The following is a 14,825-nucleotide window of genomic DNA, read 5'->3' as shown; positions in this document are numbered from 1 at the left end:
TTTCTAGATTCTCTTGCCTCCCACATCTATGACGCAGTACAAGCTGATAAAGATTATCTTTGGTTCCCCTGTACACAAGGGCAACCTTTATTGTGATAGGGACTTCCGACCCAATCACTGGGTGAATTTTCATGATTCTTGCGAATAAAAAAATATTAATTACAGGCGTTTTAACCCCCCGTTCGATCGCTTATGCAATTGCTGAAGTTACCCAGCAGCAAGGGGCTGAAGTCCTACTGACAAGCTTCGGTCGAGCGATGTCGGTCACCCAAAAAAGCGCCAAGCGGCTCTCTCCCGTCCCTGATATCCTTGAGTTAGACGTAAGCCAACCCGAACATTTCGCAGCCCTCAGAGAAACCCTCCAAACCAAGTGGGGGGTCCTTCACGGTGCAGTCCACGCCGTCGCTTACGCACCAGAAGATGCATTGGGAGGAAACTTTTTGAACACTCCCTGGGAAAGCGTAGCAACTGCTTTTCGAATCTCAACGTTCAGCCTTAAAGAGCTCGCAGCAGCTGTTGTACCTCTCATGAAAGAAGGGGGATCGATCGTAGGTCTTGATTTCGATAGTCGTCTGGCCTGGCCGATTTACGACTGGATGGGAGTGTGCAAAGCGGGGCTCGAATCCTGTACACGCTACCTGGCCCGCGAACTAGGCCAAAAAAAAATAAGAGTCAATCTCGTTGCCGCAGGGCCCCTAGCGACAATCGCCGCCAAAGCCATACCGGGATTTGCTGTACTCGAAAAGAGCTGGATGGGACAAGCTCCGCTCGGATGGGGGCATCAAGATATGGATTCCGTAGCGAAAGCTGTGTGCGCTCTCCTTTCTGATTTTTTCTCATCCACTACAGGAGAAATAATCCATGTGGATGGGGGCTATCATGCCTTAGGAGCGCCACCTATCCCTCCATCCATTGATCCTGAATCCTCCACCTGAATTTCATACGTCTCCATCACTGGATTCGCTAAGAGTCCATCCGCCATTTGAATCAATCGGGCCAGGAGGTATTCTCGATCTTGAGTCCGATGCGCATCCAGATCAAGTTCGATCAGTTTACCGACACGAACCCTCTTCACCTCTTGAAATCCTAACTTTTCAAGCATTCGCCCGACTGCATCGCCCTGGGGGTCGAGCACTTCTCTCTTTAATCGAACAAGGATAGTCGCTTTTATCACTTATGGTTATCTCTGTTGGTAGGGTGCGAGGTTGTTCTGAAGACGTGTATGCGGATTTTCTGTGTTCGGTTCAAAGGGTACTCCTGTGAGTTGCTCGAATATTTGTACATATCGCCTAGCGGCCTCTACTCGAATGGCATCAGGGAAGGGGGGGATAGGCCCTTCTCCATGAAACCCTTGGGTCTGGAAATAATGGCGGATGAAATCCTTATCCAAAGACTCAGGCTCCTCACCCGCGTTCAACCGTTCTTCATAGCTGTCGGCTTTCCACAAGCGAGAGGAATCCGGCGTATGGATTTCATCGATCACAACGACCTTTCCGTCGGGGGTACGTCCAAATTCATATTTGGTATCTACAAGCAAGAGACCGCTTTCAGCGCATCGTTTTTCAGCCGCTTCAAAGAGCAACATAGCAAGGGCTGCAGCCTCATCAAAAGCATCCGCGGGCAAGCCGCTCTGGCGAAGGATCTCCTCTCGCGAACAGCTTTGATCGTGCTGACCCGCAGGAGCTTTGGTGGAAGGGGTCAATAGGGGCTTATTAAGGCGCTGATTTCTACGAAGCCCTTCAGGCAACACATAGCCACAAAAAACACGTTCTCCCGCCTGATAATGAACCCACATGCTGGTGGAAGTGGTCCCCGTCAAAAAACGGCGAACCACCATCTCAACAGGAAGAGGGGTACATTCGATGCACTCAAGTGTATTCGGGTCAGGCATTCGGCGTACATGATGGTGGACAAGAGATGCCAACTGTTGAAACCACCAATAACTAAGGCATGTTAAAATCTGCCCTTTGAAGGGGATGGAGCCTAAAACTCGGTCAAAAGCGCTAACACGATCCGTTGCGATTAGCAACCGCAGCCCTCTTTGGGGGTGGTAGCTGTCTCGCACTTTCCCCTCGACCTTTAGTCCCAGACCTACACATTGTGTCTTGTCAAAAGGATCCTGTAAGGCTTTTTGCAAAATATCTTCAGCGATCAAAGCTACTCCTTCAGATTAAGAAGAAGAAAAGTATAGCGTAACTTCAAGTTCATCGCTAGGAGACTCTGTCAAAGTTCAAGCTCGACGCATTGCGCATTCTATTCTAGAGTGAGGTGGATTTGCACGGGTGGCGAAATTGGCAGACGCAGTGGATTTAGGTTCCACCGCCGCAAGGCGTAAGGGTTCAACTCCCTTCCCGTGCACTCTTCCTTCCTTTATTCATATTAGCCTTACTTACAAATATTTCCCTTACTACCATTGTTGTTTTTAATACTTTGCAGGGAAGGATGTTTGTCCGCTTGTCCCTCTGACAACGAGACAACAAGTCCCTTATCTCTTTCTGAGGGAGCCATGAAAGGGACAGCATCTCTTTGAATATTAAGCAAGGCAGAGCCAAAAGACAACTTTATGTAGGAACAGAACGAGGTTTTATAGGAGCTGCTTTATCGAACGCTTATAAGTTCATTCTAATCGCCCGCCAATGATAAGTGGGCTTATATTCAACATTATAATCGGATGCTCTTAAAAGTATACCTCAGCAGGCAGGGCTATGCTGTTCTCTGATTGAAAGCCAATCAAAAATTGTGGAAGCATTATTTTGCTACAAGAGATATTCACATAAAGTCGACACAGTCGATGCTATGTGGTCATTCTGGAATCGAAAAGGGAGGAAGGGGGTGACTGACTTTCAACAGCCCTATCAACATCCGTCTTTCGATCACGTAATTATTTGGTATGATGCGGACTTGTTCATTCATCTCAAAGAGCTGAACTACTCAGGATCATATTCACACCTATTTAACGAACTTTGAAAATCAAAACACATTTGCAAGAATAGTCGATCACTGGATAGGACAAGGGATCAAGTTTGGTATGATTGATGCGCGCAACACATTCAATGTATAATCTTTTTGAGAGAATAAAAAGTAACAAGAAATCTCCTTTATCTCTGCCTTTCCTTGCGCACAGCCCATTTCGACTCTCATTCAAAAACATGGATGAGCGCGGTTAGGCGCCGAACACCGGAATGTATGATTATCAAGCCGATGAAATCATCTGGTTTTACCGTGCTATCTTCTACCGAGGATTGCTTAATGCCTATGGAAAACCACCAACCTATGAACAGGACTATTGGCTAAAGACATGGCAGGTAAGTTGTAGTGAACATACCAGGCGATGGATTTGGAACTTGAGAGAGCCGAACCCATTCTCATGAGATGGGGTGATTCGCTCATAGCTCCCAGGAAACCAAGGATTGGCCTCAGGACGGGAGGGACCCCGATGTCTGAGCAAAGCGAGTTGGGGAAGGACTCTCATCCTCCCCGAAGGACGTTTTCTCTCTCCTCCTCTTCTCCCTTTCCTTCCATCTCTCTCCTCACTCAAACGCTCATTCTTATGGGATTGCGCGCATTGCTGCTAATAGTTCGTCCGAGAGGATGAACTCATGAAAACGAGCTCTCACGATTCCTCTCCGATCGACAAGAATAAGAGTAGGTAAGCTCATAACACGATATCTTTCTTTAAGAGCACTTGGATGCGCTTCATAGGTAAGATCAATCCGGATTGGGACAAATCTGCTCATTTCGGATCGGACTCGGGGATCGGCAAGGGTCCGCTGCTCGAACTCCTTACAAACCGAGCACCACTCCGCACGAAAATCGAGCAAAAGCGGTCGATCCTCCTTAGCAGCAAGAGCAATCCCCTCTGTTTCAGATTCCATCCAGTCAATTCCTTGAGGGGGTGATTCTGCACGAAGGACCAGGAGAAAAAGCCCCATCGATAAAACAAAAAGGGGCGCATAGGCTAGGATATCTTTCTGCTGAATCCCCTTTTTGACTTTCTCCACAAACAGAGCACCACTCATTACAAGACTTACACCCACCCATAACCAAGACCAACTTCCATCAACCATACTTCTTGCATGAATAGAAAAAGAAGGGAATGCAAGGGCAAGAAAATGAAACGCAAAGGTTGCCAGAACTAATCCCAACACCCACTTTACCCCCACCATCCAAAGGCCCCCCTTCGGCAAAGATAAAGCAAAGGTCCCCACCAGAAAAAAGGGGAAACCCAAGCCTAAAGAAAAAACAAACATCAACGTTGCACCCAACCCAATGTTCTGTGTGGTCGAGATCCAAATCAAAAGCCCAGCGAGAAAAGGGCCTGTGCAGGGGGCTGCTACAAAAGCACTGACTGCACCTAACAGAAAAGCCCCTCTCCACCCTAAGCCCCCAATGGAAGAGAGCCACTGCTGTACACGCAGAGGGAACGCAACATCCCACAGGCCAAACATTCCACTCGCCAAACCAAAAAATAAAATAGCAAAAGCAGCCGTCACCCATTTGTTAGACAAGAGCGAGCCGAAGACTGTCCCCGAGAGAGCAAAACCAATTCCAAGCCCTGTCAAAACGACCGACATTCCAAGCACAAAGGCTGCTGCAAGAGCGGCTCGTGCTGCCTTCGAGTGTATCTTGGAGCCTCCTGTAAAAATTCCCACTGTAACGACGATCATCGGATAGACACAGGGGGTTAATGTGAGGCTCAAACCACTTACCCATGCGAGCATATATGCCACACCTACTTTTTCTGCTAGCAGCCATGAAAAAGAGTTAGAATCAAATAAAAGAGGCCAATCCATCCAAACCCTCAATTCACTAGCTTTAACTTAAGACAGAGATCTATTCTATCCACTTGAAAAAGAACGATAGGGAGGTAAATCATTGAAATGTGTACTCTTCATCAATATTATTTTCCTTCTAGGTGCATGCAGACATAAAGCCACAGAGGCGGAATGTACATTGCTGATTGCCAAGAATGTTGAGCTCCAGATGAAAGCAATGCATATCTCTGATCCAGCACTGATTGAAACACGTCAAAAAGAGATCGAAGCAAACCTTCAACACGAGATCCCTTTTTGCATAGGTCGTTCCACCAGTAAGAGAACGATTCGATGCGTGCAAGAAGCCTCCAGTCTAGAACAACTCGATCGCTGCTTGCGTTAAACTCACCTGCTCTCCTCCTGCCATGCAACAGCAGCATCCAGAAAGAGACAGCGACCCCATCGCGCTAGAAGAAAACTGCTTGGGTCTTTCCCCCACCTCAGCGTCCAATGGAACTGATGCACTTCCCCCCACTCAATCACCCGACGGGCTATGTCGTGCGCTTCTTTTTCTTCAATCCCTTATTCTTTCCAAGACTGGATCAAGAGAGACTTTAGATGCGCCAACCACGAGGGGGCACCAGGCAGCGGCGTAAGCCCATTGACTGAGGAGAAAAGGACAGCAGCCTTTGCAAAGAGGAGTGCAGTAACAAAGTGAGCGAGCGAAAATCGGCGATCATCAGAAGGGAAGAAAGAGGCGATTTCTGCCCTTGTGGAGAAAGCTGTCTCATACCCACCTTGTACATACAACAAGAAAGGAAAAGAGGAGGAAGAGGTTTCTTTGATGAATAGCTTCCCCTTTTCTTCAAATTGCTCAAGATGGTGTTCCAAGACTTCGAAATGTAAGCCGTCAACCAAATTCCTTTCATACAGCGTCACAACGGTCTAGCCACCTACCGTTTGAAAATAGGCTTCATCCCACTCTTTCCATTTGAGTTCTTGCTCATAATCCGTTACCGAAGGGATCCCTTTCCCCCCAATCGGAGCTCAAGGCGCTGATGGTAAAGTATCGATGACATCTTCTCGCTCAGAAAAATTTAAAAAGGCATAATATCCATAAGGTGAAGATACAGGCCATATTCGAAAAGGGATTGACTAGCATGGAGTGTGTTCAAAACCTTAGATCGCACCTCGGAAAACGTAAAACAGAGAGGGACGATGGTTAAATCCCAGAGCATTCATCACATCCATGTGGAGGAGAGGTCCTTGATCTTCTTCACGACACCCTACCGAAATACGAATCCACCCCTCCGCTTCCGCAAGTCGACTGTGAAATGCGATCAAAGCGGATTCTTTTTCGGATCGATTGGAATAAACAAAAACGTCTTCTTTGACTTTCCCATGGGAGGAGAAAAAGTCATAAAAATAGAAATGGTTCCAGCTGTGAACAGAAAGCGCTTTCGCAAAAAGGGGAAGATTGGGCGTTCACGATGTTCCAGGAACCCTTGGTCCGGATATTTATCATAAAATGGGAGGGGATATCCCATGCATACCGCTCACTGAAACCCTCCAGTTGGTCATGCCCAAAGAGAGTGAGTCCCAGGAGTGTGCTCATCATCAGACAGATCCCAAAATATTTATCCCTTTTATCCGAATTGACTGAGCGTAGTATCTTCTTCGGGATTACTCATGAAATAGACATATCGCCCTACAATCTGCCGATCGTATTCCAACACCTTCTTCATCAACCATCGACAATCGGCATTTCACTTTATTTTGAGCATAAGAGCATAAGAATGATAGACAGGGTGATGCCTAAATGGCAGACACCCCTCCATCATCTAAAAGGTTTCCGCAAGGGGAAGGTATCCGGCACTTCCCGTTGCACGTAGCCAACTATTTCTCGCCAAAATTCTCTTGGGAAATCGCGATGGAACTGTTTCTGTGTCATGGCATGGCATATAATAGAGCGTGCGCGAAGGGATCCCCCTTCCCTGAACCCGGAGGTGGAAACTACAACCGCTGGTAATGCAGCTTGACAAGATCATCCTTGCATCCAGTCTAATCACAGAAGAGAGACGAGCAACCTGAAGGATCGTCTGGCTCACAGCCTCCTTCACCTCATGATTTAAACAATTCAGTTGCAGTGCCACCATCTCCGTGATAAATGTAACGAACCCGTTGTTTTTCCGATCGACATATTTAAAGGCAACAGCACCGTTCGATTCATTCCAATGGCCACCTGCCAAAAAGAGACTCATTTCGATCATTTGCACTTAAGTCAAGACCTTGACACGTGTAATGAGAGAATGGAGGATAGTCTTCCCCCAGAATCCAGATGCTCGGCAACCCAATCGGAATCGAGCCTTGCATAGTTAGAGACAATGTCGGTAGCCAGCCAAATGCACCAGCCCATGTAGCACGCGCGAAGGTGTTCATAAGCAACCTGCACCCCCAACTCAGGTGTGATCTCCATGGCGATGCACCGCATAGGCCACAGCAAGCGCTTGCAGGTTCCCTCGCCTTTTAATAATACTTCCTCCAGTGTAAGGTGCACATGAGGGCGTCTCTCTTCGAAACTGTTCGAATCGAGATGTACTTCAACCGTAATCTGTTGTTTATAGATTGCAGAAGGAAGGAAAACACACAGAAATTGCTCTAGGTCCGTTCGACACTCCCTCTGGCATTGAGGCGCTAACATGCGATCGAGTGTCTGCTACAAGTGAGGATGCGTGTGGGTTTCGTAAAAACGGATGGCGACATGAAAAATTTCATGCAGAAGGCCAAATGCATAAAATTGAGCAAGGCCTATCCGTTCTTCGGGGGGAGGAGCGTGATTGATGCTCTGCACACAACGATAGGTCCGATCAAAATCAACCAAAAGAACATGCCCCGGAACAGCAAACAGCACATCTCCAATAGAAAACTGATCCAGAATTGACCGACGAATATGAAACTCAGGCAGGCTTACGAGACTAGTGGTCCTCTTTCTGGGTAGCAAAATCTGGTCGCTTCTGGCAAAGAGGGAATCCAAGGGTTTCTCTCTGTTCCAGATACGCTGCCGCCACTTGCCTCGCAAGCGCACGAAGGCGTCCAACGTACCGCGCCCGTTCCGTAACGCTAATGGCACCCCGCGCTTCTAGAACGTTGAATTGGTGGACTGCTTTGACCAAAAAATCATAGGCTGGCAAAACCAATTTTCTTCGTGGTTCAGAAGCGATTGACAGCAACCGCTTCACTTCCGCTTCATCGTGATCGAACGTCTTAAAATGCGCATCGATGTCCGCATACTCAAAATTATACGCGCTCCACTCCCACTCGGATTGCTTTACGAGCTCTCGATAGGGGATTCCCGGGCCCCATTCCACATCGTAGACTGAACTTTTATCTTGAATAGCCATCGCAATGCGTTCGAGGCCATAGGTGATTTCACCTGAAACAGGGCGGCAGTCAAATCCCCCCACCTGCTGAAAATAGGTAAACTGCGTAATCTCAAGCCCATCAAGCCATACTTGCCACCCCAAGCCCCACGCTCCCAGTGTAGGTGACTCCCAATCATCCTCCAAGAAGCGAATATCATGATCGAGGGGATTGATCCCAAGAGATTGAATCGATTCCAAATAGAGGTCCTGAATATTCTCAGGAGGGGGCTTGAGAATAACTTGAAATTGATGAAATTGTTGAAAACGGTTTGGGTTGTCCCCATATCGTCCATCCGTAGGACGGCGAGACGGCTCTACATAAGCAACATTCCAGGGCTCTGGTCCCAGCGCGCGCAAGAAGGTAGCAGGATTGTAGGTACCAGCCCCAACCTCTGAATTGTAGGGCTGAACCAGGAGACACCCCCGCTCCGCCCAAAAATTGGATAAAGACAGAATTATTTTTTGAAAGCCCATCATGGGTTAGTTAACCTTTACCCTTCCCAAATCCTTGTAAAATCGTAGCCTTAATCAGCATCTCGTCTATATTGAGCCCTATCTCATCTATCTTGCAATAAAGCACACACGCAATAAACTTCTTTCTCTCTCGCAAAGCTTCTGCTATTTCTCTCCTTGAGCAGAAGAAAAGCGAAGAGGAAGAGAGAGAAAAATAGAATCCATGAATCAATTGAACAATCTCGAAGAAGGACATGAAGCAAGCAACAGCAGCACCCATGCTGCTTCCCCATCAGGCAATGAACCCCACGGGCTGGGAGCAGAAGCAAGCCATCATGGAGAACCACCACCATCTCCAGTTCCCAAATGGGCGCGATGGGGGCTTCTCGCTGTTGTAGTTGGACTGGTGGTCTGGCAGCGATACAGGAAGCAGACATCAGCTTCAAAGCCATCGGCCGTCTTCAAACTGTTCGCGTGCAACTCGGCGATCAAGTCAAAGCGGGGCAGGTGTTAACCATAATTTTATGAGGCGTTAGTGAAGTCTAACTAGCACACGCTCAAGTGCAAGCAGCACAGGCGCAACTGGAAGCTGCTTGCGTATAGCTTCAAGCGGTACATGTGCATCTTCAAAAACACTCTTCAAGCCCCTTATGCCAGAGTGATTACTCAAATTCCATCGGGGGCGGATGGTGTTGTGAACCCGAATGTTTCTGTTTTCCATTTAACCGTTCTATCCATTCTCAATTAAATGGGACTATAAAGGGGATATCGGAGTCACCAAAGTAGGGGCTAATGTCGATATCTGAGTGCTACTCCAAACCATCAGGAACAAGATCACAGTCATACTCTCCACGGTCAATCCAACCACCAGATTCCTTCTGCTCGAAGCCCGATTCATCAATAAAGGCTCTAAGCTAGTATTGAGCGGGTTATTGGTCAAAGGGGTTGTTCAAGGCGAAGCCTCTCTGAACATTCTCCGCATCCCCCAAGAAATGCTTTGCCCTGGTTCCCAAGATGAAGTGCCGCGTGTGCAAGATGGGCAAATGATCTCCACACGCATTCAGTTCGTGATCGATTCCGTGCGATTCACCGTCCTGTTTTCACAGTCATGGTCATCAGCGACCTGGGAATCCTGGACTTTCTAGATTGGGTGTCGATTTGTTCACCGATATTACCATGCCTGTCATCACTGTTTTGATCGAATACCCAGGAGCCAGCCCTGATGAAGTAGAGGGGCTCATGACCAAACCGATCGAGGATGCAATGGTCGGGATCAATGGCACCGACCGCATCCGCCCTCTTTCCCAAGAAAGGCTGTTGCAAGTCATAGTCATTTTCAAGTCGGTAACAGACATGGTCGATGATTCCGCTTCTGTGTGTGAAAAAGTGGCTCAAGTGCGAGGTAACCTCCCCGATGAAGTCAAAGAGTTGTCGATCAGCCGAGCAGACGTCGATGCGAGCCCTATTCTAATTTATACGGTCAAATCCAAGGACTCCATTTCAACAGCGAGACTCTTCATCAACAATACGATCAAGCCTGCACTCGAACAGGTGGATGGTGTGTCCTCGATCGATATCTTCGGCGGAAGGGAACGGCGTGTCTGGATCGAACTGGATCGCAATCAGATCGATACATTGAACCTCGATGCCACAACGATTGCAGCGCGTGTCCAAGCAGAAAATGTCAATATCCCTTCAGGACATTTTGACAAAGAGCAACAAGAAATCAGCGTCCGAACGCTCGGCGAATTTGAAGATGTCGAAATGACGCGCGACATCATTGTAACCAGTAGCCACAGCACCGTATGGCTCTTCTGCTCGGATTCGAGATGTGGGGACGGTGGAAGACGGGTTTGAAGAGATACGAACGGTTAACATGCATCAATGGAGCTGATGCTGTCGCTTTTCAAGTCGTTTGCCAATCAGGAGGCAATAGCGTGGCGGTTGCTGACGCGATCAAAGCTAAACTAGCCACCCTTCAACCCCAATTGCCAGAAGGGATCAGCGCTTCGCTGCTGATCGACAATATAGAGCGTATTAAATCCAGCGTGCATCAGATTCGAGGATGACATCATCTTCGGTAGTTCTACGGCTATTCTGATCATCCTGATCATTATGTTGGACTTACGATCTACGTTAATCAGTATGGTAGCGTTGTTCGTGCCGATCGCATTCATTCAAGGGATAGTCGGACAGTTCTTCCGCCAGTTCAGAATCACTGCCTCCATCGCCGTTCCTGATCTCTCTGTTCGTAGCGTTCACACTCGAACTGATGCTCTCTTCACGTTCTTCAAAATCGCTTGCAGAAAAGCACGATGAGAAGCTTTCCTTTTTGAAAAGACCCTTTTAAATTGCATCCCAAGCGATAGACAACACCCATCGAACGCCTTCTGTGGCAGCCGTTCGTCACAAGCTGATTGTGGGGGCAGAAGCGATAGCAAGCTTTGTTCCTGCTATCTACCTAGCTCGTTTTGTAGGTTCCGAATTCGTCACCTCTGAAGATAAAGGACAATTCATCGCAGATATCGAGTTCCCGTAGGGAACTTCGCTGATCTATGCTTCCGAACTTGCCGCCAAAGGGAAGAGCAAGCTCCCCAAGGAGCCAGACATCCAAACAATCTACGCAACCATCGGTCTTTCTTGGAGACGTGAACAAAGCGGAATGGCGTGTTGTGACCACCCCAAAAGCAGAACAAACGACTTCGATCGATGTTCTCAAAGCAAGAACGCGCGATGTATTGCGCAAGATTGCTCTCCCCGACACAAAAATTGTAGTGACCGATCCACTCTTCGTCGAGGGGACAGCTGTAGAAGCACCCATCGTGTTAAATGTGTGTGGAGACTACTACGAGGACATTGTCCCCCTATCGAACCAAGTACAGAAGATACTGCAGGAAACGCATGGTGTAGATGACATCCAAATTAAATACTCACCAGAACGATCTAAGCCTCAAGTTCAACTTGATCGAGCCCGGGTGTTTGCGAGCGTTGGCCAAATCACCATATTAGGAGCCAAAGGGTCTATCAAGCTTGTCGATGTGATCAAGCTTAACTGAGAGGAAAGGCCTCAGCTGATCGAGCGAGAACGCGGCACCAGACAGCTCGTGGTGTGGACTTCACAGGACGACCCCTTGGAGACATTATCAACGAAATTAAGCCAAAATTCGAGAAACTCAACTTCCCTCCAGGAACAGCAATTTCCTACAATGGTCAGCTCCGGCTTATGAATGAGATCAATGATAACACGAGGCTCGTGTTTTCACTCGGCATCGCCTTTATTTACCTTATCCCCACCTTTCAATTCGAGAGTTTTCTCCATCATTCACGATCATGTCGACCTTCCCTCTCGCGCTTTTAGGAGCGATCATCGCCCTTTTCATCACGAACAGTACCCTGGTACGCTCATCGGGATCGTTCTTCTCATGGGGTTGGTGACCAAAAATACGATTTTCTTAATCGATCGGGCGATTGTGCACGTGCGAGAGCATGGTGAACCTCCCCCTCAAGCTATTATCGAAGCAGGCCATGAACGGCTCCGCCCGATCATCATAACCAGCGCTGCCATGATCTTGGGAATGCTTCCAACTGCAATTGGAAAAGGGGATGGTAGTGAGTTTAGAGCTCCCATAGGTATTGCAAGTCATCAGAGGAGTGATCAGCTCAACAATTTCTTCACTTATCGTAAGTTCCTGTTTTTATTCAACTTTTGAACAGGTTAGAACTTCAAAAATAAGAAAGGGGACCACCTGACCCATTTAGTAGAAGTAAACGCAGGCTGTGCTCATCCCTTAACTTCTTAAGGATGACTCTCCAAAAAACATAAAGGTACGATAGTGAAACGCACACTTTTCAGGAATTTGTTCCCATTTACCCTTCTCTACAGTAGAGAGATCTATGCGCAAACAATCCCACCGCATCTCAATGTCTTTCCCCCTCAGAAAAAAACACTTAAGAAAGATACAGAGCAGAGAGCGAAAGACACCTTTGATCGACAGCCGATGGAATTACTCCAAGGGGTCCAGCGCAGTTTATCCCACAATTGACAGCGCAAGGTTGACACATTCGTCTCTCCCCTCTTATCTTATCCCACCTCATCCTTTTCCAGGGATATGGTGTTAACACCGAATCCAGCCCCCCCACGCTTACCCCTTTAATCAAGCGACCGATTCTCCGATCAAAGCTTCCCCACCGAGTTTCTTTCAGCTAATTAATAAGCGTGATGGTCGATTGGTGGTTGGGATCCCTCTTTCAGATTATGTTCTTCGGTTATTCCAGGGGGTAGCGGCTGCTGCGCACTCCCAGCGATTGGCCTACTGGGAAGAACAAGCGATGCGCCTTAAAATTGGGAGTGAAGCCAAATTGACATTCTACGATTGAATCCGTGCGCAAACAGAAGTGATCCTGGTGGAGCAATCATTTGAGCAGGCGGAAGAGCATTTGACCGTTGTATCTCATGCTTTTGAGAAAGGCACTGCTTCCAAAGCAGATGTATTATAAAAGCAAAGGATCAAGTTGAATCGGTCAAATTGATGCAAGCGCCAGCTACGGATGCAGTCAAATTAGCAGAAGAGCGCCTTCGGGTAGCAACGCACAACAACTCTTCCGCAAATTGCAGGATAGGAGAAAATCTACTCGAATCCCCCGATACTCCGCTGGAAGGGTTGGATAACCTCAATGCTTTGCGGGCCGAAGCTTCTGAGAAAAGGCCTGAAGTGAAAGCCCTTGAAGAGATGAGGCTTTCGATTCAGAAACAAAGGGAGATCGTTCGTGCGGGGATACCCCCACGACTTGATACAGCTGCAAATGGCATCATCGCCTATCCGAATGTGCGCGTTATGCAGCAACAAGATGAGTGCCGAGGGAGTCGGGATGTAAGTCGGGTTGTAGCCTGGAATCCACTCGATATTCCTTCAATCACTTCTCGAATGAGTGAGATAGCGGTTCAGTGAACCAGCATAGAAGCTCAAAAGTCAGCTGTACTTGAAGCGCTCAATGAAGTCACGCAAGCCCAGCAACAGTTGCAAGAGGCGAAAGGCGCTTCCCAAACGACTTCTCATCAACTGGCAGCAACGGAAGAACGGTATCGTGTAAGGTACGATATGTTCAATCACGGCGAGGCCATTTTTGTTGAAATGACCGATGCAAGAAATGAGCAGACAAGAGCGCGATTCAATACCATTTACGCGCATATTGGAATGCACATAGTATACATTCGCCTTCAGTATGCTATTGGACAGTCTTCTACCCACCCTTCCTTCCCCTGACAGCGACTACCCTCTATGGCAACGTTAGAACAAGCCCACTCTTCTTTCCTTCCATTGCTTGCAATGGAAAACCTGCGCCTGGAACAGGGAGGGGTTGTGGTGTTTGATGATCTTTCTTTCAAAACATCAGGACAACGGCTATTGGTTCTCGGGGCCACCGAACATCTATTCGGATTGATCACAGGAAAGCTGAACCCCACAACCGGCCGCTTGAAGCTGATGGGACAATCTCCCCGCGCCGCGATCGCCTCTCGCCAAGCAGCAGCCGTATCCTTCGATTCCGCTTTTCCTCCTTCTTGGACCCCCCAAAAGTACGCTTACTGGAGTGGCCGGCTTTCAGGGTTGTCCCGAAAGCAAGCAAAAAATGTAGCAAAGCAAGCTTTGCACGAAACAGGGCTTCAAGAGCAAACTAAGCCTTTAAGTCATCTCGATTCTTTTTCTCGCTATCTTACTCAAGTCGCTGCTGTACTCGCCACAGAAGCTCCTGTACTCCTTCTCAAGGAGCCGTTAGCCAATCTCCCGTATCCCATGGCAGAAGAGTTTGAGCTCCACTTAATCCAATACCTCAACGCAAAGAACTGGATTTTTTTTGTAGAGCACACCCCTTTGACCTCACGTCTCATGCAAGAAGCGGATGAAGTTGTCTTCTTAATAAGCTCACACCAAGTCGTACAAGGACCTCCCTCCATTCTCGCTTCTATTCAGCGAAGCTTTTTTGTCATTTTACATGGAGATCGCAACAAATTTAGAGATCAGGCAATCGCAGCGGGAGCTTCTGTGGAATGTAGCTCTATGCATTTGATTCTCTCTCTAGGGCCACAAGCAAGCACACGGGACATCTTTCAATGGGCTGCAAACACATCAACCACTGTGCTCAGCCTCTATCCTACTATAATTTTCCCATAATATCCACTAGAATGTTTACCGATCTG

The 14,825-nt window shown here is 47.8% G+C and carries 24 protein-coding genes and 1 tRNA gene; 15 read left to right on the top strand and 10 right to left on the bottom strand.

Features of this window, described 5'->3' with window-relative positions:
- Window positions 1–131: 131 nt before the first annotated feature.
- Entirely contained in the window at window positions 132–935 is an 804-nt protein-coding gene (fabI, locus tag BCY86_RS00730) for an enoyl-ACP reductase FabI (RefSeq protein WP_075275990.1), read from the top strand.
- Here fabI and purS read toward each other — a convergent pair.
- Both purS and BCY86_RS00720 read right to left on the bottom strand, forming a co-directional pair.
- On the bottom strand, window positions 878–1,174 hold the full coding sequence (purS, locus tag BCY86_RS00725; protein WP_245776238.1) for a phosphoribosylformylglycinamidine synthase subunit PurS: 297 nt from the start codon (window positions 1,172–1,174) through the stop codon (window positions 878–880). The genes fabI and purS overlap by 58 nt on opposite strands.
- Window positions 1,175–1,180: 6 nt before the next feature.
- Complete coding sequence (locus BCY86_RS00720) at window positions 1,181–2,155, bottom strand: phosphoribosylaminoimidazolesuccinocarboxamide synthase (protein WP_075275989.1); 975 nt, start codon at window positions 2,153–2,155, stop codon at window positions 1,181–1,183.
- Between the two features lie 121 nt (window positions 2,156–2,276).
- Between BCY86_RS00720 and BCY86_RS00715 the strand changes: the two genes are divergently transcribed.
- A tRNA-Leu gene (locus tag BCY86_RS00715) sits at window positions 2,277–2,358 on the top strand.
- A gap of 1,190 nt (window positions 2,359–3,548) precedes the next feature.
- Here the strand turns inward: BCY86_RS00715 and BCY86_RS00700 are convergent.
- Complete coding sequence (locus tag BCY86_RS00700) at window positions 3,549–4,793, bottom strand: protein-disulfide reductase DsbD family protein (RefSeq protein ID WP_075275985.1); 1,245 nt, start codon at window positions 4,791–4,793, stop codon at window positions 3,549–3,551.
- Window positions 4,794–4,875: 82 nt separating this feature from the next.
- Here BCY86_RS00700 and BCY86_RS00695 point away from each other — a divergent pair, with 82 nt between their 5' ends.
- On the top strand, window positions 4,876–5,157 hold the full coding sequence (locus tag BCY86_RS00695; protein ID WP_075275984.1) for a hypothetical protein: 282 nt from the start codon (window positions 4,876–4,878) through the stop codon (window positions 5,155–5,157).
- 179 nt (window positions 5,158–5,336) lie between these two features.
- Here the strand turns inward: BCY86_RS00695 and BCY86_RS00690 are convergent, their stop codons facing one another.
- Window positions 5,337–5,672: a hypothetical protein gene (locus BCY86_RS00690; protein WP_156864955.1), complete on the bottom strand. Its 336-nt coding sequence runs from the start codon at window positions 5,670–5,672 to the stop codon at window positions 5,337–5,339.
- Window positions 5,673–5,933: 261 nt separating this feature from the next.
- Entirely contained in the window at window positions 5,934–6,098 is a 165-nt protein-coding gene (locus BCY86_RS09510) for a hypothetical protein (RefSeq protein ID WP_156864954.1), read from the bottom strand.
- Window positions 6,099–6,231: 133 nt separating this feature from the next.
- On the opposite strand from BCY86_RS09510, the gene BCY86_RS10010 reads away from it, so the two are divergent.
- A complete protein-coding gene (locus BCY86_RS10010) occupies window positions 6,232–6,417 on the top strand; it encodes a hypothetical protein (RefSeq protein WP_172824753.1) in 186 nt (61 codons plus the stop codon).
- 178 nt (window positions 6,418–6,595) lie between these two features.
- Here the strand turns inward: BCY86_RS10010 and BCY86_RS00680 are convergent, their stop codons facing one another.
- The 5 genes from BCY86_RS00680 to BCY86_RS00660 form a co-directional block, all read right to left on the bottom strand.
- Window positions 6,596–7,015, bottom strand: coding sequence for a hypothetical protein (locus BCY86_RS00680; protein WP_156864953.1), 420 nt, complete (start codon window positions 7,013–7,015; stop codon window positions 6,596–6,598).
- Window positions 7,016–7,035: 20 nt separating this feature from the next.
- Window positions 7,036–7,455 (bottom strand): hypothetical protein, encoded by a 420-nt coding sequence (locus BCY86_RS00675; RefSeq protein WP_075275980.1) that lies wholly within the window; start codon window positions 7,453–7,455, stop codon window positions 7,036–7,038.
- A gap of 15 nt (window positions 7,456–7,470) precedes the next feature.
- Window positions 7,471–7,665 carry a hypothetical protein gene (locus BCY86_RS00670; RefSeq protein ID WP_156864952.1) on the bottom strand — a complete coding sequence of 65 codons (195 nt, stop codon included), beginning with the start codon at window positions 7,663–7,665 and terminating at the stop codon, window positions 7,471–7,473.
- 64 nt (window positions 7,666–7,729) lie between these two features.
- On the bottom strand, window positions 7,730–8,650 hold the full coding sequence (gene glyQ, locus BCY86_RS00665; protein WP_075277488.1) for a glycine--tRNA ligase subunit alpha: 921 nt from the start codon (window positions 8,648–8,650) through the stop codon (window positions 7,730–7,732).
- A gap of 10 nt (window positions 8,651–8,660) precedes the next feature.
- Window positions 8,661–8,909: a hypothetical protein gene (locus BCY86_RS00660; protein ID WP_156864951.1), complete on the bottom strand. Its 249-nt coding sequence runs from the start codon at window positions 8,907–8,909 to the stop codon at window positions 8,661–8,663.
- Between the two features lie 95 nt (window positions 8,910–9,004).
- On the opposite strand from BCY86_RS00660, the gene BCY86_RS09505 reads away from it, so the two are divergent.
- The 11 genes from BCY86_RS09505 to BCY86_RS00615 all read left to right on the top strand — a co-directional run bounded on the left by BCY86_RS09505 (window position 9,005) and on the right by BCY86_RS00615 (window position 14,799).
- Window positions 9,005–9,157: a biotin/lipoyl-binding protein gene (locus BCY86_RS09505; RefSeq protein ID WP_172824752.1), complete on the top strand. Its 153-nt coding sequence runs from the start codon at window positions 9,005–9,007 to the stop codon at window positions 9,155–9,157.
- 392 nt (window positions 9,158–9,549) lie between these two features.
- Window positions 9,550–9,774: a hypothetical protein gene (locus BCY86_RS00655; protein WP_156864949.1), complete on the top strand. Its 225-nt coding sequence runs from the start codon at window positions 9,550–9,552 to the stop codon at window positions 9,772–9,774.
- Window position 9,775: 1 nt separating this feature from the next.
- Entirely contained in the window at window positions 9,776–10,486 is a 711-nt protein-coding gene (locus tag BCY86_RS00650) for an efflux RND transporter permease subunit (RefSeq protein ID WP_075275976.1), read from the top strand.
- Window positions 10,483–10,698 (top strand): efflux RND transporter permease subunit, encoded by a 216-nt coding sequence (locus tag BCY86_RS10415; RefSeq protein WP_075275975.1) that lies wholly within the window; start codon window positions 10,483–10,485, stop codon window positions 10,696–10,698. The genes BCY86_RS00650 and BCY86_RS10415 overlap by 4 nt, the downstream gene beginning before the upstream one ends.
- Window positions 10,699–11,021: 323 nt before the next feature.
- Window positions 11,022–11,168 carry a hypothetical protein gene (locus BCY86_RS09495; protein WP_156864946.1) on the top strand — a complete coding sequence of 49 codons (147 nt, stop codon included), beginning with the start codon at window positions 11,022–11,024 and terminating at the stop codon, window positions 11,166–11,168.
- 109 nt (window positions 11,169–11,277) lie between these two features.
- Window positions 11,278–11,685, top strand: coding sequence for a hypothetical protein (locus tag BCY86_RS00640; RefSeq protein ID WP_075275974.1), 408 nt, complete (start codon window positions 11,278–11,280; stop codon window positions 11,683–11,685).
- A gap of 180 nt (window positions 11,686–11,865) precedes the next feature.
- Window positions 11,866–12,339 carry an efflux RND transporter permease subunit gene (locus tag BCY86_RS00635; protein WP_075275973.1) on the top strand — a complete coding sequence of 158 codons (474 nt, stop codon included), beginning with the start codon at window positions 11,866–11,868 and terminating at the stop codon, window positions 12,337–12,339.
- A gap of 520 nt (window positions 12,340–12,859) precedes the next feature.
- The gene (locus BCY86_RS09490) at window positions 12,860–13,006 is read left to right on the top strand and encodes a hypothetical protein (protein WP_156864945.1); all 147 of its coding nucleotides are present in this window, start codon (window positions 12,860–12,862) and stop codon (window positions 13,004–13,006) included.
- Between the two features lie 152 nt (window positions 13,007–13,158).
- Window positions 13,159–13,578 carry a hypothetical protein gene (locus tag BCY86_RS00625; protein WP_075275971.1) on the top strand — a complete coding sequence of 140 codons (420 nt, stop codon included), beginning with the start codon at window positions 13,159–13,161 and terminating at the stop codon, window positions 13,576–13,578.
- 69 nt (window positions 13,579–13,647) lie between these two features.
- Window positions 13,648–13,893 (top strand): hypothetical protein, encoded by a 246-nt coding sequence (locus BCY86_RS00620; RefSeq protein WP_075275970.1) that lies wholly within the window; start codon window positions 13,648–13,650, stop codon window positions 13,891–13,893.
- A gap of 15 nt (window positions 13,894–13,908) precedes the next feature.
- Complete coding sequence (locus BCY86_RS00615; protein WP_075275969.1) at window positions 13,909–14,799, top strand: P-loop NTPase family protein; 891 nt, start codon at window positions 13,909–13,911, stop codon at window positions 14,797–14,799.
- Window positions 14,800–14,825: the final 26 nt, after the last annotated feature.

The organism is Pajaroellobacter abortibovis, assembly GCF_001931505.1.
GTDB lineage: Bacteria > Myxococcota_A > Polyangia > Polyangiales > Polyangiaceae > Pajaroellobacter > Pajaroellobacter abortibovis.
The sequence above is the reverse complement of the archived record's forward strand: the minus strand, read 5'-3'. Positions and strand labels throughout refer to the sequence as shown.

Coding starts and splice junctions, on each gene's coding strand:
- BCY86_RS00615 (WP_075275969.1), top strand. CDS start 13,909: ATGGCAACGTTAGAACAAGCCCACTCTTCTTTCCTTCCATTGCTTGCA.
- BCY86_RS00625 (WP_075275971.1), top strand. CDS start 13,159: ATGCAAGCGCCAGCTACGGATGCAGTCAAATTAGCAGAAGAGCGCCTT.
- glyQ (WP_075277488.1), bottom strand. CDS start 8,650: ATGGGCTTTCAAAAAATAATTCTGTCTTTATCCAATTTTTGGGCGGAG.
- BCY86_RS00675 (WP_075275980.1), bottom strand. CDS start 7,455: ATGTTAGCGCCTCAATGCCAGAGGGAGTGTCGAACGGACCTAGAGCAA.
- BCY86_RS00660 (WP_156864951.1), bottom strand. CDS start 8,909: ATGGGTGCTGCTGTTGCTTGCTTCATGTCCTTCTTCGAGATTGTTCAA.
- BCY86_RS00680 (WP_156864953.1), bottom strand. CDS start 7,015: ATGAGTCTCTTTTTGGCAGGTGGCCATTGGAATGAATCGAACGGTGCT.
- BCY86_RS00635 (WP_075275973.1), top strand. CDS start 11,866: ATGATAACACGAGGCTCGTGTTTTCACTCGGCATCGCCTTTATTTACC.
- BCY86_RS09505 (WP_172824752.1), top strand. CDS start 9,005: ATGGGGGCTTCTCGCTGTTGTAGTTGGACTGGTGGTCTGGCAGCGATA.
- fabI (WP_075275990.1), top strand. CDS start 132: ATGATTCTTGCGAATAAAAAAATATTAATTACAGGCGTTTTAACCCCC.
- BCY86_RS00700 (WP_075275985.1), bottom strand. CDS start 4,793: ATGGATTGGCCTCTTTTATTTGATTCTAACTCTTTTTCATGGCTGCTA.